This window comes from Vibrio sp. S234-5 (assembly GCF_000960595.1).
Classification (GTDB): domain Bacteria; phylum Pseudomonadota; class Gammaproteobacteria; order Enterobacterales; family Vibrionaceae; genus Vibrio.
Map to the genome: position 1 here is coordinate 29,818 of NZ_JZAM01000072.1, position 17,369 is coordinate 47,186.

12 protein-coding genes and 1 tRNA gene are annotated in these 17,369 nt (G+C 48.4%); 9 read left to right on the forward strand and 4 right to left on the reverse strand.

Going from position 1 to position 17,369, the window contains the following annotated elements; translation table 11 throughout:
- Positions 1 to 306: 306 nt before the first annotated feature.
- From UF06_RS02965 to UF06_RS02975, 3 genes are all read left to right on the forward strand, one after another.
- Positions 307 to 2,304, forward strand: coding sequence for a methyl-accepting chemotaxis protein (locus tag UF06_RS02965; protein WP_045569114.1), 1,998 nt, complete (start codon positions 307 to 309; stop codon positions 2,302 to 2,304).
- A gap of 211 nt (positions 2,305 to 2,515) precedes the next feature.
- Complete coding sequence (locus UF06_RS02970; RefSeq protein ID WP_242401977.1) at positions 2,516 to 3,793, forward strand: sensor domain-containing diguanylate cyclase; 1,278 nt, start codon at positions 2,516 to 2,518, stop codon at positions 3,791 to 3,793.
- Positions 3,794 to 3,904: 111 nt separating this feature from the next.
- A tRNA-Gly gene (locus UF06_RS02975) sits at positions 3,905 to 3,979 on the forward strand.
- A gap of 92 nt (positions 3,980 to 4,071) precedes the next feature.
- On the opposite strand, the gene UF06_RS02980 is transcribed toward UF06_RS02975, so the two are convergent.
- From UF06_RS02980 to UF06_RS02990, 3 genes are all read right to left on the reverse strand, one after another.
- Entirely contained in the window at positions 4,072 to 4,959 is an 888-nt protein-coding gene (locus UF06_RS02980) for a LysR family transcriptional regulator (protein ID WP_045569116.1), read from the reverse strand.
- A gap of 156 nt (positions 4,960 to 5,115) precedes the next feature.
- Entirely contained in the window at positions 5,116 to 5,601 is a 486-nt protein-coding gene (locus tag UF06_RS02985) for a VOC family protein (protein ID WP_045569117.1), read from the reverse strand.
- A gap of 127 nt (positions 5,602 to 5,728) precedes the next feature.
- Positions 5,729 to 6,502 (reverse strand): transporter substrate-binding domain-containing protein, encoded by a 774-nt coding sequence (locus tag UF06_RS02990; protein WP_045569118.1) that lies wholly within the window; start codon positions 6,500 to 6,502, stop codon positions 5,729 to 5,731.
- Positions 6,503 to 6,948: 446 nt separating this feature from the next.
- On the opposite strand from UF06_RS02990, the gene UF06_RS02995 reads away from it, so the two are divergent.
- The 6 genes from UF06_RS02995 to UF06_RS03020 all read left to right on the forward strand — a co-directional run bounded on the left by UF06_RS02995 (position 6,949) and on the right by UF06_RS03020 (position 16,090).
- On the forward strand, positions 6,949 to 8,586 hold the full coding sequence (locus UF06_RS02995) for an ABC transporter substrate-binding protein (protein ID WP_045569119.1): 1,638 nt from the start codon (positions 6,949 to 6,951) through the stop codon (positions 8,584 to 8,586).
- A gap of 67 nt (positions 8,587 to 8,653) precedes the next feature.
- Positions 8,654 to 9,628, forward strand: coding sequence for an ABC transporter permease (locus UF06_RS03000; RefSeq protein WP_039442898.1), 975 nt, complete (start codon positions 8,654 to 8,656; stop codon positions 9,626 to 9,628).
- Positions 9,629 to 9,636: 8 nt separating this feature from the next.
- Positions 9,637 to 10,629, forward strand: coding sequence for an ABC transporter permease (locus UF06_RS03005; protein WP_045569120.1), 993 nt, complete (start codon positions 9,637 to 9,639; stop codon positions 10,627 to 10,629).
- Positions 10,626 to 11,579 carry an ABC transporter ATP-binding protein gene (locus UF06_RS03010; RefSeq protein WP_045569121.1) on the forward strand — a complete coding sequence of 318 codons (954 nt, stop codon included), beginning with the start codon at positions 10,626 to 10,628 and terminating at the stop codon, positions 11,577 to 11,579. Before UF06_RS03005 ends, UF06_RS03010 begins: the two co-directional genes overlap by 4 nt.
- A gap of 11 nt (positions 11,580 to 11,590) precedes the next feature.
- A complete protein-coding gene (locus UF06_RS03015) occupies positions 11,591 to 12,577 on the forward strand; it encodes an ABC transporter ATP-binding protein (RefSeq protein WP_045569122.1) in 987 nt (328 codons plus the stop codon).
- 63 nt (positions 12,578 to 12,640) lie between these two features.
- The gene (locus UF06_RS03020; RefSeq protein WP_045569123.1) at positions 12,641 to 16,090 is read left to right on the forward strand and encodes a hypothetical protein; all 3,450 of its coding nucleotides are present in this window, start codon (positions 12,641 to 12,643) and stop codon (positions 16,088 to 16,090) included.
- 133 nt (positions 16,091 to 16,223) lie between these two features.
- Here UF06_RS03020 and UF06_RS03025 read toward each other — a convergent pair whose 3' ends face one another.
- The gene (locus tag UF06_RS03025) at positions 16,224 to 17,222 is read right to left on the reverse strand and encodes a LacI family DNA-binding transcriptional regulator (RefSeq protein WP_039442893.1); all 999 of its coding nucleotides are present in this window, start codon (positions 17,220 to 17,222) and stop codon (positions 16,224 to 16,226) included.
- Between the last annotated feature and the right edge of the window lie 147 nt (positions 17,223 to 17,369).

A 17,369-nucleotide genomic window follows, 5' to 3' on the forward strand; every position in this document is an offset into this window, starting at 1 on the left:
TAAAGTTATCAGAGCGTTTGAAAATTAGCGAGATAGCCAATAGAAATTTTTTAACAATTTTATCGCTAGCGTCACATATGTATGAAACAAGTGATTTTTTAGCGAATAAAAATGTAGCCATAGTCGCTCAAAGTGACTCATGCTTGCAGAATATTGGCGTTATCTGGCTGAGCAAGTGGCGTGTTATCTGCTGATTTAGGAAAAAATGGCGAGTTTGCAAGCTGCAGTTGAGATAAGTTAGTGACATGTATGCTAAGTGTGCCAAAATTGTTGGAGGGATATCTTAGACTACTCAGGAGTTGTTGGATGAGTTTTTCAATATCAGGGAAGTTGCAGTTGAGTTTTATGTTACTTGCTGTGTTGTTTATTGCTTCGTCGGTTTTCACTTATCGCACTACCAATGTGGTGGAGCAGCATACAACGTCGCTACTTACTCGTGATTTGCCGACCGTCGATAGTAGCCGAGCCATTCAGCAGTCCATTCAAGAAGTTATCTCTACCCTGCGCGCATACATGCTGCTGGGTGGAGAAGAAAATAAGCGAGAAACCCTCCATCAAGCTCTGATCACCGTCCTGTCTCGCACAGAAGAAGCGCTACCACGTTTGCAATCGCTGATTGCCCCTGAAGAATTTGAGGCGTTGTCGCAGCAGTGGCAAACGGTGGTCACTTTGGTTAATCGTGTGGTTGAGTTGAGTCACACCGATGAAAACTTGCCAGCGCACAGCTTATTCCTCAACGAAGCCGCGCCAATCGCCGAAGTGGCTTTGGATCAGATCCAAGGTCTGATCAACGATGAAGCGGGCAACCGAGAAGGCGGTGAGCGTAAGCGCCTGTTCAAAGTGTATGCGAACAGCTACACCTCACTCGCTAACGCACTCTCCGCAATGCGAGATTATCTGCAGTACGGAAAGCCAGAGCACCTAGAGAAATATCAAGACTTTATCGCTTTTCATAATCAATCCGTCGCGGAAATTGAGCAAAAAAGTGAGCTGATGTCAGAAAGTGATCGCGATTTGTGGTCACTGTTTAAGGAGATGCAACAACTCTATTTCCCGCTCGCTGAGCAAGTTATTGCCCTGCGAAATGCCCCTAACTGGAACCAAAGCAATCAGATAATGGCCTCAGAGCTGGTGCCAACGGCGAACAAACTCAATCAACGGTTAGAGCAAGTGGTGCGGAGTCAACAGCAAAAAGCTGATCTCAGTGGAGCAGGGATCCGTCAATCGATTCAACAGGTGGTGATTTCTCTGGCGATTGCCGTTGTACTAACCGTACTTGCCGCTGTTGTGTTGTCAGGATACTTAGGCCGGAATATTGGTCGGCGAATTGCGCTGGTGTCTGAGCGCGCCAGCCGCATCGCTTCGGGGGACATCTCGCAAGCGCCTTTGATCGTCGAAGGAACGGACGAATTGGCAAAACTCACCGATTCGGTAAACCGAATGAATCACTCTTTGTCCTCAATCGTCCAAGGGGTGACAGACAAAGCCGTTTCGGTGGACGCTAGCATGAGTAAGCTGTTGAAGGCGAGTGAGAAAACCCTCATACAAATAAAAAGACAGCAAGCGGATATGGTTGAGGTGGGGCATGAAGTCAATGGGGTGGCTGATGCCGCGACCAATACTTTGCTTCAAGTGGAGTCATCAGCGCAAAGTCTGGCGGATTCAAAAGAGAAGATTTCTCAGGGACATCAAGCCTTAGATAGAAATCAGCAGACGATGCAAGCACTCAATCAAACCATTCAAAGCGCCGCAAAAATGGTGGCGGAGTTAAGCCAAGCGAGCGAGCAAATCGGCAAAGTGACAGAGGTAATTGAAGGGCTGGCCGAGCAAACCAATTTGCTGGCGCTAAATGCCGCGATTGAAGCGGCTCGCGCTGGAGAGTATGGGCGAGGATTCGCGGTGGTGGCTGACGAAGTGCGTTTGCTTGCCAGTCGGACCACGGAATCGACCAGTGAGATCAATACGATTGTCAATGCCATTCAAAGCTCGACAGGCTTAGTGGTAAAAGAGATCGAAGCCAGTCAAACACTGGCGTCTAGTGGCGAAGAACACATAGAACAAGCGGTAACCAAGCTGCAGGAGAGCGTTGAGCAGATCAATCTGCTCAATCGGCAAATCAGTGAGCTCGCCCAAGCAGCGCAAACGCAATCGGAGGCGACTCAATCCATTACCCAGTTGATGGCTGGTGTGCAGGAGTCGGTGTCTGGTGTAGCAGAAAACAGCGACGCCTCCAATCTTTGTGCCCTGCAGGCCAAAGAAAAAGTGAATGAATTAAATCGAGAGGTTTCACAGTTCAAAGTTTAATGACCTTTTGCCTAAGTTTTGTTGTTGAAAAAGCAAAAAATTGAACGACACTTAGCGTTAAATTCCAAAAATATTTAAACGATGAAGGACTTGCTCAATGCATGTCACGCTTTTGATACGTGTTTTATTGAAATTTGTCTTATTTGCTCAAGTTGTGCTTTGTTTTAACACCTTGGCTGCTGAGGAAGATTCAGTAAAAAAGAAGCTCAGAGTGGCGAATTCGACCTCTTGGAAGCCGTTTTCCTATGTGGCTGAAGATGGCTCCAAGCGCGGTATTTTGATCGATCTCTGGCAACGTTACGGCGAGAAAAACGGGGTGGAGATCGAGTTTGTCTTGGCGGATTGGAATGACTCTATTCTTGCGGTTCGGGAAGGAAGAGCCGATGTCCATGCCGGATTGTTGTGGTCAGATAAGCGCGATACCTTTTTCGATTTTGCCGATGCGATCATGACCATCAATACTCAGCTGTATCTCAGCCAAAGAATCATCACCTCTGATCTTAACGAGATGCTGACGGGCCAGAATGCGCAAGGGATTGGTGTAGTTGAGGGCGGTTATGAAGAATATTTTATGGTAAAAACCTATCCGGCGGCGAGGTTGGTCAAGTACACAAATAACCGTTTGATGATAGAAGCGGCTTTTCGCCACGACATCGACGCTTTTGTCGCCGATCTGCAAGTCGCGAATTTTTACTTGTACACTTCAGATCAATCCACTGCATTTGTGCCCGCACTGTATCTTTACTCTGGGGAGATTCGTCCCGCCGTCGCCGAAGGTAAACAGAATCTGCTCCAAGAGTTAGAGCGCGGTTTTGAGCGAGTGGGCGATCGCGAAATGGATAAAGTGATCGCCAGTTGGAGCACAATTCAAACCGTGTATCCCAAATTTTTGTTTCCCGCTGCATTGGCGCTGGTTGTTGTGTTGTCCTTTAGTTATATCTTACTTCTCAAGCGTACCGTGAAGTTAAGAACGCAAGAGCTGCAAACTGCGAATCAAAATTTGCTCGATATTTCTCGGCGTGATCATTTAACCCAAATTAGTAATCGACGCTTTTTTATTGAGCAACTAGAAACGTTATCGACAAAGGACACTTCGGTTGCGGTGTTGATGTTTGACATCGATGACTTCAAGAAAATTAACGATGAGTTTGGCCATGCCACAGGCGATGTGGTGATTCAGCGTGTCGCAAGATGTGTCGAGCATGAGCTACCGGATAATGCGCTATACGCCAGAATCGGTGGTGAAGAGTTTGCCATCGTATTGTGTGGTTTACCGTTTGCCAATGTTGAGCAGCTGACAAAACGCTTGTGTGTCGCGGTGTCTGATATCACTTTTATCCAAATGCCCGACAAGGTGACGATCAGCCTCGGATGTGCGTATTATCCCTACGTACGACAGAGGATGGATTTAAATACAGCAGACAATCTGATGTATCAAGCGAAAAGGCAAGGAAAGAACTGTGCCGCAGTCGCTCAGATTGAACTATGAGAGCAATATCTGAGCACTTGGAAAATGTTTGACTATGATTTAACCGTTTGAACTAAAAAGGGCTTTCCTTTTTTATTAGATGTGGCATAGTAACTCCCGTCCTCACGATGCGCGGGCATCGTATAATGGCTATTACCTCAGCCTTCCAAGCTGATGATGCGGGTTCGATTCCCGCTGCCCGCTCCAAGTTTTCCTCTTCTTACTCCGCCAAATCTAATTCATATTGAGCATATCGTTTCGATTTTTCGTTGTGGTCTACCCTTGGTTTCTCTGCGAGACTAACACAAAATGCGTGCTAGATAGCTATTCACGGTATGGTAACGTTGCGGTAGGTCGCGGTTTCTTTTTTGCACCAAATATAAGGTTTCTCTCACTTCCGTTTTTGGACTGACAACGACTAGGCTTTCGCTATCGACAAAGTTTGTGATGGCACTTTTTGGCAGCACGGTAAATCCCAAACCTCGAGAAACCGGGAGTAAGATTTGGCTCAGTTGGTTGACGTAGCCCGATTTTGGCAGCTTATCTAGGTTGATCTTCGACAGCGACTCCAGCTCACACGCATTGAAATAAATGGATAAGTAATGCTGGGCATCAGGATGATCAATCACCCCAATATCGCATAGCAAGTCGGCGTTAATTTCACTTTCTTTATAAAACTTTGGTAAGACCAAACATAAAGTCTCGCTGCCGAGAACAGTGCTTTGAAATAGCCTTTCGTCGGGTTTTTGGGTGACAATCCCTAAGTCAATCATATCTGTCTGCAGATCATTGAAGATTTTCTGGTTGGGGGCGGCTTCAAGATGGATCTTTAAATCAAGATGCGCTTGCTGCAACGACAGCAACTGTGGATAGAGTTGCAATGCCAGTGAACCTGAACAGGATAACTTACACAGACCAGCAAATGGATTATCAAACTCTAGGCTAGCAAACAAACGTGCTTCAGCATCGGCGCTCTTTACGGCGTGTTCATAGACCAATTTTCCTTGCTCTGTGAGTTCAAAGGTTTTATTGATTCGCTGTATGAGCGCATGACCGCAGAGCTCTTCAAGTTTTCGAATGTGCTGGCTGACCCCAGGTTGGGTCATATGCAGCTTTTCTGCCGTGTGAGTAAAGTGCCCCACATCAACTAAGGTTTTGAACGTGTTCAGCCAGATTGGATTGAGCATAGAGGTGTCCTTCATACAACCAAAAATGGATGGGGTGTCATATTTGTTTTAAGGTAACCCATAGAAAGCAACATAAAAGAAGCACTGTGCAGAAACAAGTAAGGATTAGCTAATTGCTAATCCTCAGAAGTGGTAATGCCAAGTGTACTTGGTGGGCTATTCGTAATCGGAAGCGTAGGTTTCTTCATACGAGTGGGAATAAAGCTCAAAGAGATTACCAAACGGGTCTTCTAAATAGACCATCTTAGCGGGCTTTGCATCGTCTTCTGGATGGTAACGCATCACATCCATACGCACTTTCCCACCAAATTTTGTCACTTTCTCCATCACTCCTGCAAAATCGTCGGTTTGCAGGCAGAAATGGAAAATACCTAGCCGAGAGAAGTCTACGCCATGGCGCTCTTGGCGTTCTCTCATTTCAAACAGTTCGACACCAATACCATCTGTCGTGGTGAGGTGCGCAATGTTAAAACCTTTAAAACCCTCACCAAAAACCGCGATACACATACGGCCAATCGCCGTTTCTCGTTCTTCAATCACTTTTGTATTGTTCATGACGATTTTTAGCCCCAAAGCTTGAGTATAGAACTCCACCGCTTGGTCCATATCGCCCACCATGATGCCGACGTGATTCATTTTCATGACTTTCTCCAAATGCTAATTTTCTGAGTACTTGCGACCGATAGAGAAAGTCTATGTGAGCATGCTTGAGATGTTAAATTATCAAATATTCTAAAAATAATAATGAAAAATTATCATCTCCAACCATTCAAAGATAAAGTGGCGTGAAATCATGCCACTCTTCAGGTAACAGAGAGTTAACTAAGCGGAATACTTTTCGCGTTTTTGGAGAAAGATGCTGAACCGCAGTGCCGTAATGTTTTCGGTAGATGTGCTCTAACACTCCGCGTTGCTCGAGCTTTTGTAGTCCTTGTTCGAGATCTTTTTGCAGTTTGGTTTGGCTCGGATTCAGATAAAAGACGATAGGTAAAGGATAGAAAAACATCAGACTGGGCTCTATGACGAGCCGACTGGCCTCTTGTGGATGGTCATCAAGTAAACTTTGTGCTTCGTTGATGCCGAGCGGGATAAAATCACACAGCCCTTCTTGTAGAAGTAAAAATTGTTGTGCCAGCGTTCCTTGTTCCAATACCTGAAAACCATTTTGCCGCAAGAGTTCAGCGTCTGCCCAAGTGCCGGGAATGCCAGCGATACGCTGTTGCAACTCAGAGAGCGATAAGTGGGCAAATTGATCCTGTTCATCACGGCGTACAATCAAGACACGACAACCCAAGATGCCGCCGCAAATGGCGTGAGGCACCATCAGGTATGTTTCTTTGGCAAATTTACGGTTGCCCGCGACCGTGGTAGTGAGATCAGTGCCTGACGCAAAAATATTGGCCTCATCGGTGGCGAGAGGGTAGTCCGTAGTATCATGGACAATGTTGCAAGGCAGTTCTTGAGCTTGCAGTACAGCATGAAGTACATCGATTTCGTGCTGTTGTCTTGTCCACGATTTGTTGCCATTCCAGAAATTGAGCATAGTGAGTCACTCCAACTTGTAGTCTAACCTTATCATTTCACGGAATATTTAATAAAGAAAGCGCTTTCTTATTGTTTAATGACAAACAATAAGAGAAATGGAGAGTCACGGCGATGATTCTATCTCTTTGCGGAGAATAAACGTTTGTTACGTCACAAAATTCATCATAAATGGCATATTTTAAGTTTTTGATTTTTAAGTATTTTATTTAAGTCCAATAACTGGACATGGTTATAACTTATTGATATGTATAAGTTAAGTGAATCTGTGATCTCTGGTCGTTTTTATCCATCTCTATTTGAATAGTTGTAGGCAAAGGGGAAGAATGAATTAAAAGAAAGCGCTTTCTTTCTCGTTTTGCTAGTTATTGTGCGTACAACGGGAAGTGAATCAAAAAACAATAAGAAATCGCTTTCATGGGGTGTAACTAAAACAAGGACAATGTGATGCAAAAGAAAACTCTGCTCGCAACTCTCGCTGCCAGTCTACTGTTAACTGCAACGGCCTCTACAGCGGCCGAGATCAAACAGGGTGGTACCTTAACCGTGCCAATCATCAATACGGGGTTTGTCGACAACTTCAACCCTTACACCACCAAAGATCTGCTGCACGGTGTGATGTTTGAACCTCTGTTGGTGTTCAATAACATGACGGGGAAAACGGATTTTCGTTTGGCAAAATCGGTGGCTTACTCGGACGATCTAAAAACCCTCACCCTGACACTGCGTGACGGCTTGAAATGGTCTGATGGCACGCCACTGACCGCAGAGGATGTGGTTTACAGCTTCATGCTCACCAAAGATGCGCCAGCGTTTGACCAGAAAGGGATTTGGTCGGCGAAAAATCTGCAAACCATTACCGCCAAAGATGCGACTACAGTGGTCTTTGCACTCAATGAGGCGGACTCGACTTTCGCGTGGAATCTAGAGCGTTACCACATTGTTCCTAAGCACATTTGGTCAAAAGTGGCAGACTTAACCACCTTTACCAATCCAAATCCTGTGGGCAGCGGCCCAATGACGGTAGTGAAATACGTTAAGCCACAGCAAATGGAACTGTGCCGTAACCCGAACTACTACCTTGAAGGTCGTCCATATCTTGATTGCGTCAACTTCCGCTCTTACAACGACAACTCGCAAATTCAACCTGCGTTGATCAAAGGCGAAATCGACTGGGGTTCCAACTTCATTGCGGATGTGGAATCGACGTTTGTCGCGCAAGACAAAGCCAACAACCACTTCTGGTACCCAGCCAACGACGCGATTCACCTGTACGTCAACACCAAAAAAGCGCCGTTTGATGATCTGCGCGTGCGTCAGGCATTGTCAATGGCTCTGGATCGCCAAGAGATTGTCGATATCGCCGCTTATGGTTATCCGACGCCCAACTACAATGTCGGCGGTATTGGTGAACTATACAAAACGCATATCGACCCTAAAATTGGGCAAAAATATGGTTATTTGACCCAATATAACCCAGAAAAAGCGAAACAATTGCTAGAAGATGCGGGCATTGTGGATCGCAATGGCGACGGTTTACGTGACAACAAAGATGGCTCAACGGTTGAGTTTGATATCGAAGTGGTGAACGGCTGGACTGACTGGATCCAAGTGGTGCAGATGGTCACGGAATACTTTGATGAAATTGGCATCAAAGCCAATGTGAAAACCGTGGACTGGGCTGTGTATGACGCTAACTTGAAAGAGAGCAAATACACCATGTCGATCAACTGGTCGATGGTCGCCACCAACCCAATTTTGGCCTACCAAGAGTACTTCGCGACGTCACGTATCGGCAAAACATGGCACGCGGGCCACGGTGTGAACTCGCCAGAGATCGACAAGTTGATTGAAAGCTTCGGCAAAATCGGCGATGCGAAAGAGCAAGAAGCGATTCTTTCTCAATTGCAGGAATACACCGCAGAAAACCTACCGTTTATTCCTCTGTTCTCTAACCCAACTTGGTTCCAATACAGCACCAAGAAGATTGTTGGCTGGCCAGATGCAGATCATCCTTATGTACAGCCAGTGTGGTATGACGGCGGTAAGCGCGTGATCATTCTCAACAACTTACACCTGAAATAAGTGGTTTGTGTTTTCAATTGTTAGGAGTCACCGCCACGGTGGTGGCTCCTAGGTTAAAAGGTGTGTTATGTCGTTTTTAGTTCGCCGTTTTGGCTTTTATTTTACTGCCTTTCTGATTGCGATTTCATTCAACTTTATGTTGCCGCGTTTGATGCCAGGGGATCCGGTGGATGCTCTGTTTGCCGCAGCACAAGGTCGAATGGACCCAGCTCAGATGGACGCAGTGCGTGAGATGTATGGTTTTGTCGATGGCAACCTGTTTGAGCAGTATCTGGCTTACATGAAGAGCGTGTTTACGCTTGATCTTGGCCCTTCGGTACTGATGTTTCCGGTAAGTGTATCGGATGTGATTGCCATGGCGCTGCCGTGGACCATGTTCCTTGCGCTCGGCTCTTTGATTGTCGCATTGATCATCGGTGTCAGTATTGGTACCTATGCGTCTTATCGTCGTGAAGGACTGTTTGGCCAAGTGGTGCCACCCGTGCTGGCCTTCATCAGTAACTTCCCTTATGTCGTTACTGCGCTGCTGCTGTTCTACTTCTTCGGTTTGAAACTGGAACTATTGCCGCTGGCGTACACCTACGACCCAGCGTTAGAGCCGGGTTTTAACCTAGAGTTCATTGGCAGCGTAGCGAAACACGCGGTGCTTCCAGTCGGTTCGATGGTGGTGGTCGGTATCGCCACTTGGGTGTTTAACATGCGCAACGCGATGATCAACGTGCTTGGTGAAGATTACGTCACCATGGCGGAAGCGAAAGGACTGAGCAGTTTCCGCGTGATGTACCGCTATGCAGGCCGCAACGCGATTTTGCCAGTGGCGACTGCGATTGCCATGGCGATTGGTTTCTCCTTCGCCGGCTCAATCATGACGGAAGTGGTGTTTAACTACCAAGGGCTGGGCAACATTCTACTCAAAGGCATTGTGGCGCGTGACTACCCATTAATCCAAGCCATCTTGTTAATTCTCGTCACGGCAGTTTTAACGGCGAACTTTATTGCCGATCTGCTCTACGTCTGGCTTGACCCCCGCATTTCGAATTAAGGTGTACCATGGACAAGATCATTAATACTAATAAAGCGTCCGAACCCGTTGAAATGATCGCTCGTGAGCCTCGTTTCTCGTGGAAAAAGACCAAAAAAACACTGGGTAAAATTTACGCATTCTTCTACGGTAACCCGCCAGCCATTATTGGTGGTTTGTTACTGACCATTATCCTGAGCGGAGCACTATTTGCACCGGTATTGGCAACCCACAACCCAGAAAAGCGCGTGGCTCGCCCGCACGTCGCGCCGAATGCAGAATACGTTCTCGGTACCACGCGTAGTGGCCGTGATGTCTACAGCCAAGTGCTGCACGGTGCGCGAAAGTCACTCACCGTAGCAATTGCCGCGGGCGTGATTGCCATGAGCTTGGCAGTGATCATCGGTGTTTCCTCCGGCTACTTCGGCGGCAAAATCGATGAGCGACTTAACTTTCTGACCAACGTGTTTCTGGTTTTTCCCCAGTTGCCCCTTTTGATTGTGCTGGCGGCTTTTCTCGGTCAGGTGGGATCCTTGGTGATCACCGTCTTGCTCGGAATCACGTCGTGGCCTTGGGGCGCACGGGTCATCCGCTCACAAACCATGGCGATTCGCAATAAAGAGTTCATCATTTCGGCGGAAGTGATGGGCGAGTCAAAAATCCGCATCATCTTGGTCGAAATCCTGCCAAACCTCGTTTCCATCGTATTCGGCGGCTTCTTAGGTACCGTGATTTACGCCATGGGCGCGGAAGCGGGCCTAGGCATTCTCGGCTTGGGAGATGCAACCGAAGTGAGCTGGGGTTCCATGCTGTACTGGGCGCAAACCTCCTCATCGCTCTACACCGGCGCATGGTGGGAGATGCTGGTACCGGCGTCGGCACTGGCGATTACCGGTGGTGCGTTGGCGCTGGTCAACATGTCCATCGACCAAGTGAGCAACCCGAAACTGCGCACTGGCCCACACATCAAACTGTGGCATCAATTGAAAAAGCAAGCCGATAAACGCCGAGGTCTACTATGAGTCAGTTACTTGAAATCAATAACTTGTGCGTAGATTATGTCTCACCCAATGGCGTGGCACGCGCAGTGAATAACGTAAGCCTAACCATTTCACCGGGTGAAACCGTAGGTTTAGCTGGCGAATCGGGCTGTGGCAAAAGCACCTTAGCGTTTGCCATCTCGCGTCTGCATAAAGCGCCTGCGCTGATCTCGGAGGGGGAAATCCTCTACAAAGGGCAAGACGTGTTGAAGATGAACGATCGCCAATTGCGCGATTTTCGCTGGAACGATGTGTCGGTGGTGTTCCAGAGCGCGATGAACTCACTCAACCCGGTGATCACCATTGGTGAGCAACTGACGGATGTGATTTTGGCGCATCGTAAAGTACCGTACAAACAAGCCCATGAGCGAGCGGTAGAACTGCTGAAAATCGTCGGCATTCATGGCGATCGTATGAGCAGCTTTCCGCACCAGCTCAGTGGCGGGATGAGGCAGCGCGTGGTGATTGCGGTGGCATTGGCGCTTGAGCCGAAACTGATCATCATGGACGAGCCAACCACGGCGCTGGATGTGGTGGTTGAGCGTGAAATATTGAACGAACTGTACGAACTCAAGAGCAAGTTCGGCTTTTCGATTCTGTTTATCAGTCACGATTTGAGTTTGATGGGCGAAATCGCCGACCGCATTGGCGTGATGTACGCCGGCAACTTAATTGAGTTGGGTGAAGCGCAGCAAGTGTTTGGCAATCCGCAGCACCCTTATACCAAAGGATTGATCTCGTCATTCCCGACTATTCACGGGCCAAAAGAGCGTCTTTACGGCATTCCCGGTAACCCGGTCAATCTGCTCAATATCCCAACGGGATGTAATTTCCAAGAGCGTTGCGGTGTTTGTGCATCCGTGTGTAAGCAGCAAGAGCCACATCTCAAACATGTCGGCAACGGCAGCCTAGTCTCTTGTCATTCAGTGTAGTTGGGGGAAATATGCAACAAGTAAACACACCCGAGGTGATTCTTTCGGTTAAGAATCTGGTGAAAGATTTTCCTCTGGGTCAATCGATGAAAAGTAATCTGATGCGAGCGGTGAACGATGTGTCGTTTGAGCTGCGCAAAGGTGAAGCGTTGGCGATTGTCGGTGAGTCGGGCTCGGGCAAAAGTACCGGAGCACGTATTTTAACCCGCATCTACGATAAAACCGCAGGGGAAGTCAGCTTCAAAGGCCAACCGCTGGCTGATTACATCAAAGAAAATGGTGAGCTGGAATACGCACGCCAAGTGCAGATGATTTTCCAAGATCCCTTTGGCTCACTCAACCCGGTTCATACCATTTACCACCACATTGCGCGCCCATTGCAGATTCATAAGCGTGCCGAGAACGCCGCGATTCCTAAGTTGGTGTACGAGCTGTTGGAACTGGTGGGTCTGTCGCCGGCGAAAGAGACGGCGGAAAAATACCCGCACGAACTCAGTGGTGGCCAGCGTCAGCGCGTTGCGATTGCCCGTGCTATCGCCGTTGACCCTGAAGTGATTTTGGCCGATGAGCCTATCTCTATGCTGGATGTGTCTGTACGCCTAGGTATTTTGAACTTGATGGCGGATCTAAAAGACAAGCACGGCATCTCATTTATGTACATCACTCACGACATTGCAACGGCACGTTACTTCGCTGAAAAAACCGCAGTGATGTATGTCGGCCACATGGTTGAGTGGGGCGACAGCGACAGTGTGACGCAAAACCCGCAGCATCCGTATTCGCAGCTGCTGCTTTCTGCGGTGCCAGAAGTGGGCAAGGCGGGGAGACGGGAACTGCAAGCGAAAAAAGGCGAGATTCCACTGTGGAAGCCAAGCAGTGTTGGCTGTCCATTCGCGGCTCGCTGTCTGAAAGCGACTGAGCAGTGTACGCACTCGCTGCCAGAAGCAACCCAAATTGCAGAAAACCACTTTGCTCGTTGCCATCACCTTGCTGGGTGATGGTTAGCATCTCTATTTAAAAAAGCGCAAATAGAAAGCGCTTTCTTTAGTCGGAATGAAATTATGAATCTTACACAGGTTAAAAATCAAACAGTCACTGGCTCTTTTGTTGATTTACTTGGCGAGCGTTACTACAAAATCGCCAACGTAGATAAAATGGCCCCGTTTTTTATTAGCGTGGTCTCGTCCAGCGACCATTGGCTGTTTATCTCCTCAACAGGCAGTTTGTCAGCGGGGCGCATTCGTCCTGAAAACGCTCTTTTCCCTTATAAGTCGGTGGATCATATCCATGAAAGTGCGGAAAACACCGGCTCAAAAACCATTATTCGCGTACAGCAAGATGGCCGTTGGGTACTGTGGGAACCGTTCAACCGTTTCCACGATGGCTTGTACCAAGTCGAGCGCAATCTTTATAAAAACAGCATCGGCGACAAAATCGTTTTTGAAGAGCTTAACCACACGTTAAAGCTGAAATTCCAATACACTTGGGCCAGCAGTGACGATTTTGGCTTTGTTCGCCGTGCGCAAATCAGTGATCTCTCTGGCCAAGAGCGTGAGCTCGACATTCTCGACGGTTTGCAAAACCTATTGCCATCGGGCGCGCCATTGGCGGCTCTGCAAACGCGCAGTGCCTTGGTGGATGCCTACAAATGGAATGAACAAGTGGAAGGCACCTCACTGGCGCTCTACACCATGTACGCTAAGCTAAGTGATCGCGCAGAGCCCGCCGAATCACTGTTGGCGACCACAGTGTTTAGCATCGATAACGACGACGGGCAGATTCTGCTCAGCAGCGAACAGTTGGGCGCGTTCCGCTGTGGTGAGCCAATTGCTAACGAGCCACTGACGCGTGGCGTACGCGGCAGCTACTTGATCAACAAAACCATCAAGTTGACAGCAGGTCAGAGTAAGCACTGGCTGATTGTGGCGGATATCGACAAAAACCATTGTGATGTGCGCGCTTTAGAGCAGCAACTTGCGACGCCAGCGAATGTGGAACAGCAGATCGAGGTGAGTATTGCACAGAATCAGCAAGAACTGGTGGCCTTGATGTCGGGCGGCGACGCATGGCAAGTGACCGCAGAAGAGACCACGTTTGTGCACCACTACGCCAACGTACTGTTCAACAGCATGCGCGGCGGCGTGATTGAAAACAACTACCAGCTCGACAAGCGAGATGTGCTGAAAACCATGCGCAAAACTAACCAACAGGTGGTGGCGCGTCAGCAAACCTTCTTCGCTGATCTGCCAGAGAGTTTCACTCACGCAGAACTGGTGCGCCTGGCGAAGCTCACTGGAGACGCGCAGTTGGTGCGTTTGAGTTACGAATATTTGCCACTGACCTTTGGCCGTCGTCATGGCGACCCAAGCCGCCCGTGGAACCACTACGAAATCAAACTCAAAGATGAACACGGCGAACGTCTGCTTTCCTACCAAGGTAACTGGCGAGACATTTTCCAAAACTGGGAAGCGATGGCGCTGAGCTATCCCGGGTTCATCTCTTCGTTTATGGCAAAGTTTGTCAACGCTTCGACCATGGATGGCTACAACCCCTATCGCATCACCAAAGAGGGCATCGACTGGGAACTGTTGGAAGCGGATGACCCGTGGAGCAACATCGGTTACTGGGGCGATCACCAGATCATCTACTTGCTGAAATTCCTCGAGTTAGCGAAGAAATATCAGCGTGAAGAGCTTAGCGAGTTGCTCACTAGCGATCTGTTTAGCTACGCCAATGTGCCGTACGAGCTGTGCGGCGTGGACAAGCTGTTCGCCAATCCAAAAGATACGGTGGCATTTAACTATGCTCGACAAAAGCGCATCGAAGAAAAAGTCGCGCAACTGGGCAGTGATGGCCGCTTAGTTCTCGAAGGGGAAGAGAGCGTTTACATGGTGAACTTGTGTGAAAAAGTGCTGGTGCCTCTGCTGTCGAAACTGAGCAATTTGGTACTGGATGGCGGTATTTGGCTAAACACTCAGCGCCCGGAATGGAACGACGCCAATAACGCGATTGTCGGCAATGGCCTCTCTATGGTTACCTTGTACTACATGCGCCGTTATGTCGCCTTCTTGCAGGGATTAATGAGCGAACTGCCGTCATCTGTCTCGATGTCGAAAGAGGTGTTTGATTGGATGCTCGCCATCACCCGTATTTTGCAAGACGCAACCAAAGAGATCCGTCAAGGTACGGTGAACCGTCAGACACGCAAAGCGATTTTGACCCTGCTAGAAAAATCGGCCGATGACTATAGACAGCGCGTTTACCGCATGAACGGCTTCTCGGGCAAAACCAAGGTGGAGAAAAGCGCGCTAGAGAAACTGCTGGAAGCCAGCCTTGTGGTACTTGATTCGAGCATCGAAAACAACTTGCGTGAAGATGGTTTGTACAACGCTTACAACATCCTGACTTACTCGGGTGAAAGCTTAAATATCGAGAATCTCTACCCTATGCTGGAAGGGCAAGTGGCGGTATTGAGTGCGGGTGTGCTGACTCCGAAACAAGCCGTTGAGTTGTTGGATAAGCTGTTTAGCAGCGACATGTACCGTGACGATCAGCAAAGCTTTATGCTCTATCCAGATCGCCAGTTGCCCGCGTTTGTTGAGCGCAATCGCATCGCGCCTGAGCAAGTTGAAGAAACTCGTGTCATTAGCGAGATGCTAGCGAAGGGTGATCAACGCATTGTGCAACGCGACATTCAAGGCGATTGCCATTTCCACGCTGCGTTTGAAAATGTCGATGGGCTGCGCAAGGCAATCGCACAGGTAAAAGCAGACTATCCTGAGCTTGGCAAAGAGCAGTGGGACGAGCTGAATGCGCTTTACGAGCAAGTGTTCAACCACCGCGCCTTTACTGGCCGCTCCGGCACCATGTTTGGTTACGAGGGCTTGGGTTGTATCTACTGGCACATGGTCTCCAAACTGCTGCTGGCAGTACAAGAAAACTACCAGTTTGCATTGGAACAAGATGCAAACAGCGATGAAACCAAGCAGTTGGCGCACTACTACTACCGCGTTCGTCAGGGCATTGGCTTTAATAAAACGCCGCAAAATTACGGCGCGTTCCCGACCGACCCATACTCACACACGCCAAAACACGCGGGTGCACAGCAGCCGGGCATGACAGGCCAAGTGAAGGAGGAAGTGTTGACGCGCTTTGTCGAACTGGGCATCGAGGTCAAAGAAGAGGCGATTCGCATTCAGCCGACATTGTTGAGGAAGCAAGAGTTCCTTACCCAAGCGACCACGTTTAGCTGTTTGGCGCTGTCGGGTGAAAAGCGCAGTTATGTGCTTGAAGCGGGTCAGCTTGCGTTTACCTATTGTCAGGTACCGTTTATCTACCAGATCAGCGAACAGGCGCAAGGGCATATTGAAGTGATGATGAACGATGACAGTGTGCAGCTTTTTGATCAACTGGAACTTGACCGAAATATCAGCCAAGCGATTTTTGCTCGCACGGGTGAAGTGGAAAAAGTGCTGGTGAGCATACCAGAATCCATGCTTTATCGCGGTTAAATTCTACAAATAAGCCGATGAAAACAAAATGGCCTCACTAAGATGTGAGGCCATTTTTGCTTTTACTAACTTGCTTTTACTAACAAAAGATCAAGGCGGGGAACTCGCTGCTTTTGGATTGAATCGTCGCCGTCTATTGGCAGGCTTTCACCGAATCTCGCACCACCAGCTCTGGCGTCAGTTTGTGCTTCAATGGATAGCTTTGCTTGTTGACCAGCGCCAAAACCCCTTTGGCCGCTTCGCAGCCCATTTCCATCACAGGGAAGTTCACCGTGGTTAAGCGTGGGCGAATGTGCTGGCTGTGAGTATCGTTATCAAAACCGACCACAGAAAGATCGTCGCCAATCGCCAATCCGCGTTCTGCGGCCACGTCATAAACTGCGAGAGCAATGTTGTCGTTTTGGCAGAAAATGGCGCTGATTTGTGGATCGCGATCGAGCAGACGGCGCGCCGCTTCATGGTTGCCTTGGTGGTCAAAACGTCCTTCAACAATCAAGTTAGCATCATAAGCAATACCAAACTCGGCCAGCGCATTACGATAACCTTGCAAGCGCTCTCGGCTATCGCCTTTGCTCAGTTGTCCTGTAATACACGCCACTTTCTTGTGACCATGTTCTAGAAGGTGTTTGGTCGCCAAATAGCCGCCGAGTTCGTTATCAATAAAAATGCAGTGATCGGCAATTTCAGGAATGTAGCGGTTCAAAACAATCGTGGCGTTTTGACGCTCAACCACCTCAATCAGTTCATCATCAGAGAGCTTGTCGGAATGAACAATCAAGCCATCCACTTGCTTTGAGCGCAGGAAGTTGATCGAATCTTGCTCTTTGGTGTGAGATTCCTGACCACTGGTGACGATCAAGTGAATGTTGTTTTGTCTTACAGTATTTTCCGCGTGGTGCATGAGTGGTCCATAAAATGGACCATCCAGCGAGCCGACTAACATGCCGATGCTGTTAGAGCGGCTTGAAGCGAGCGCCTGTGCAAAGGCGTTCGGTTTGTAACCGAGCTTTTCAATCGCTTCGAAGACTTTCTTACGGTTGGCTTCTTTTACCGTTGGATGGTTATTAAGTGCTCTTGAAACCGTTGATTGAGAGACATTCGCCAGCTCAGAGACTTCTTTAATGGTGATCAATGGAACTCCCCTTATGTTGCCTTTTGAGTTCAAGTCGACAGTGTAACCTCGTGTTCTCACAGCACCTAGCGCTCTTGACATCGAGATTAAAAATATTGGAACTGAACAAGGTTCAGCGCATCTGCGTCAAATCCAATCACAATTAAA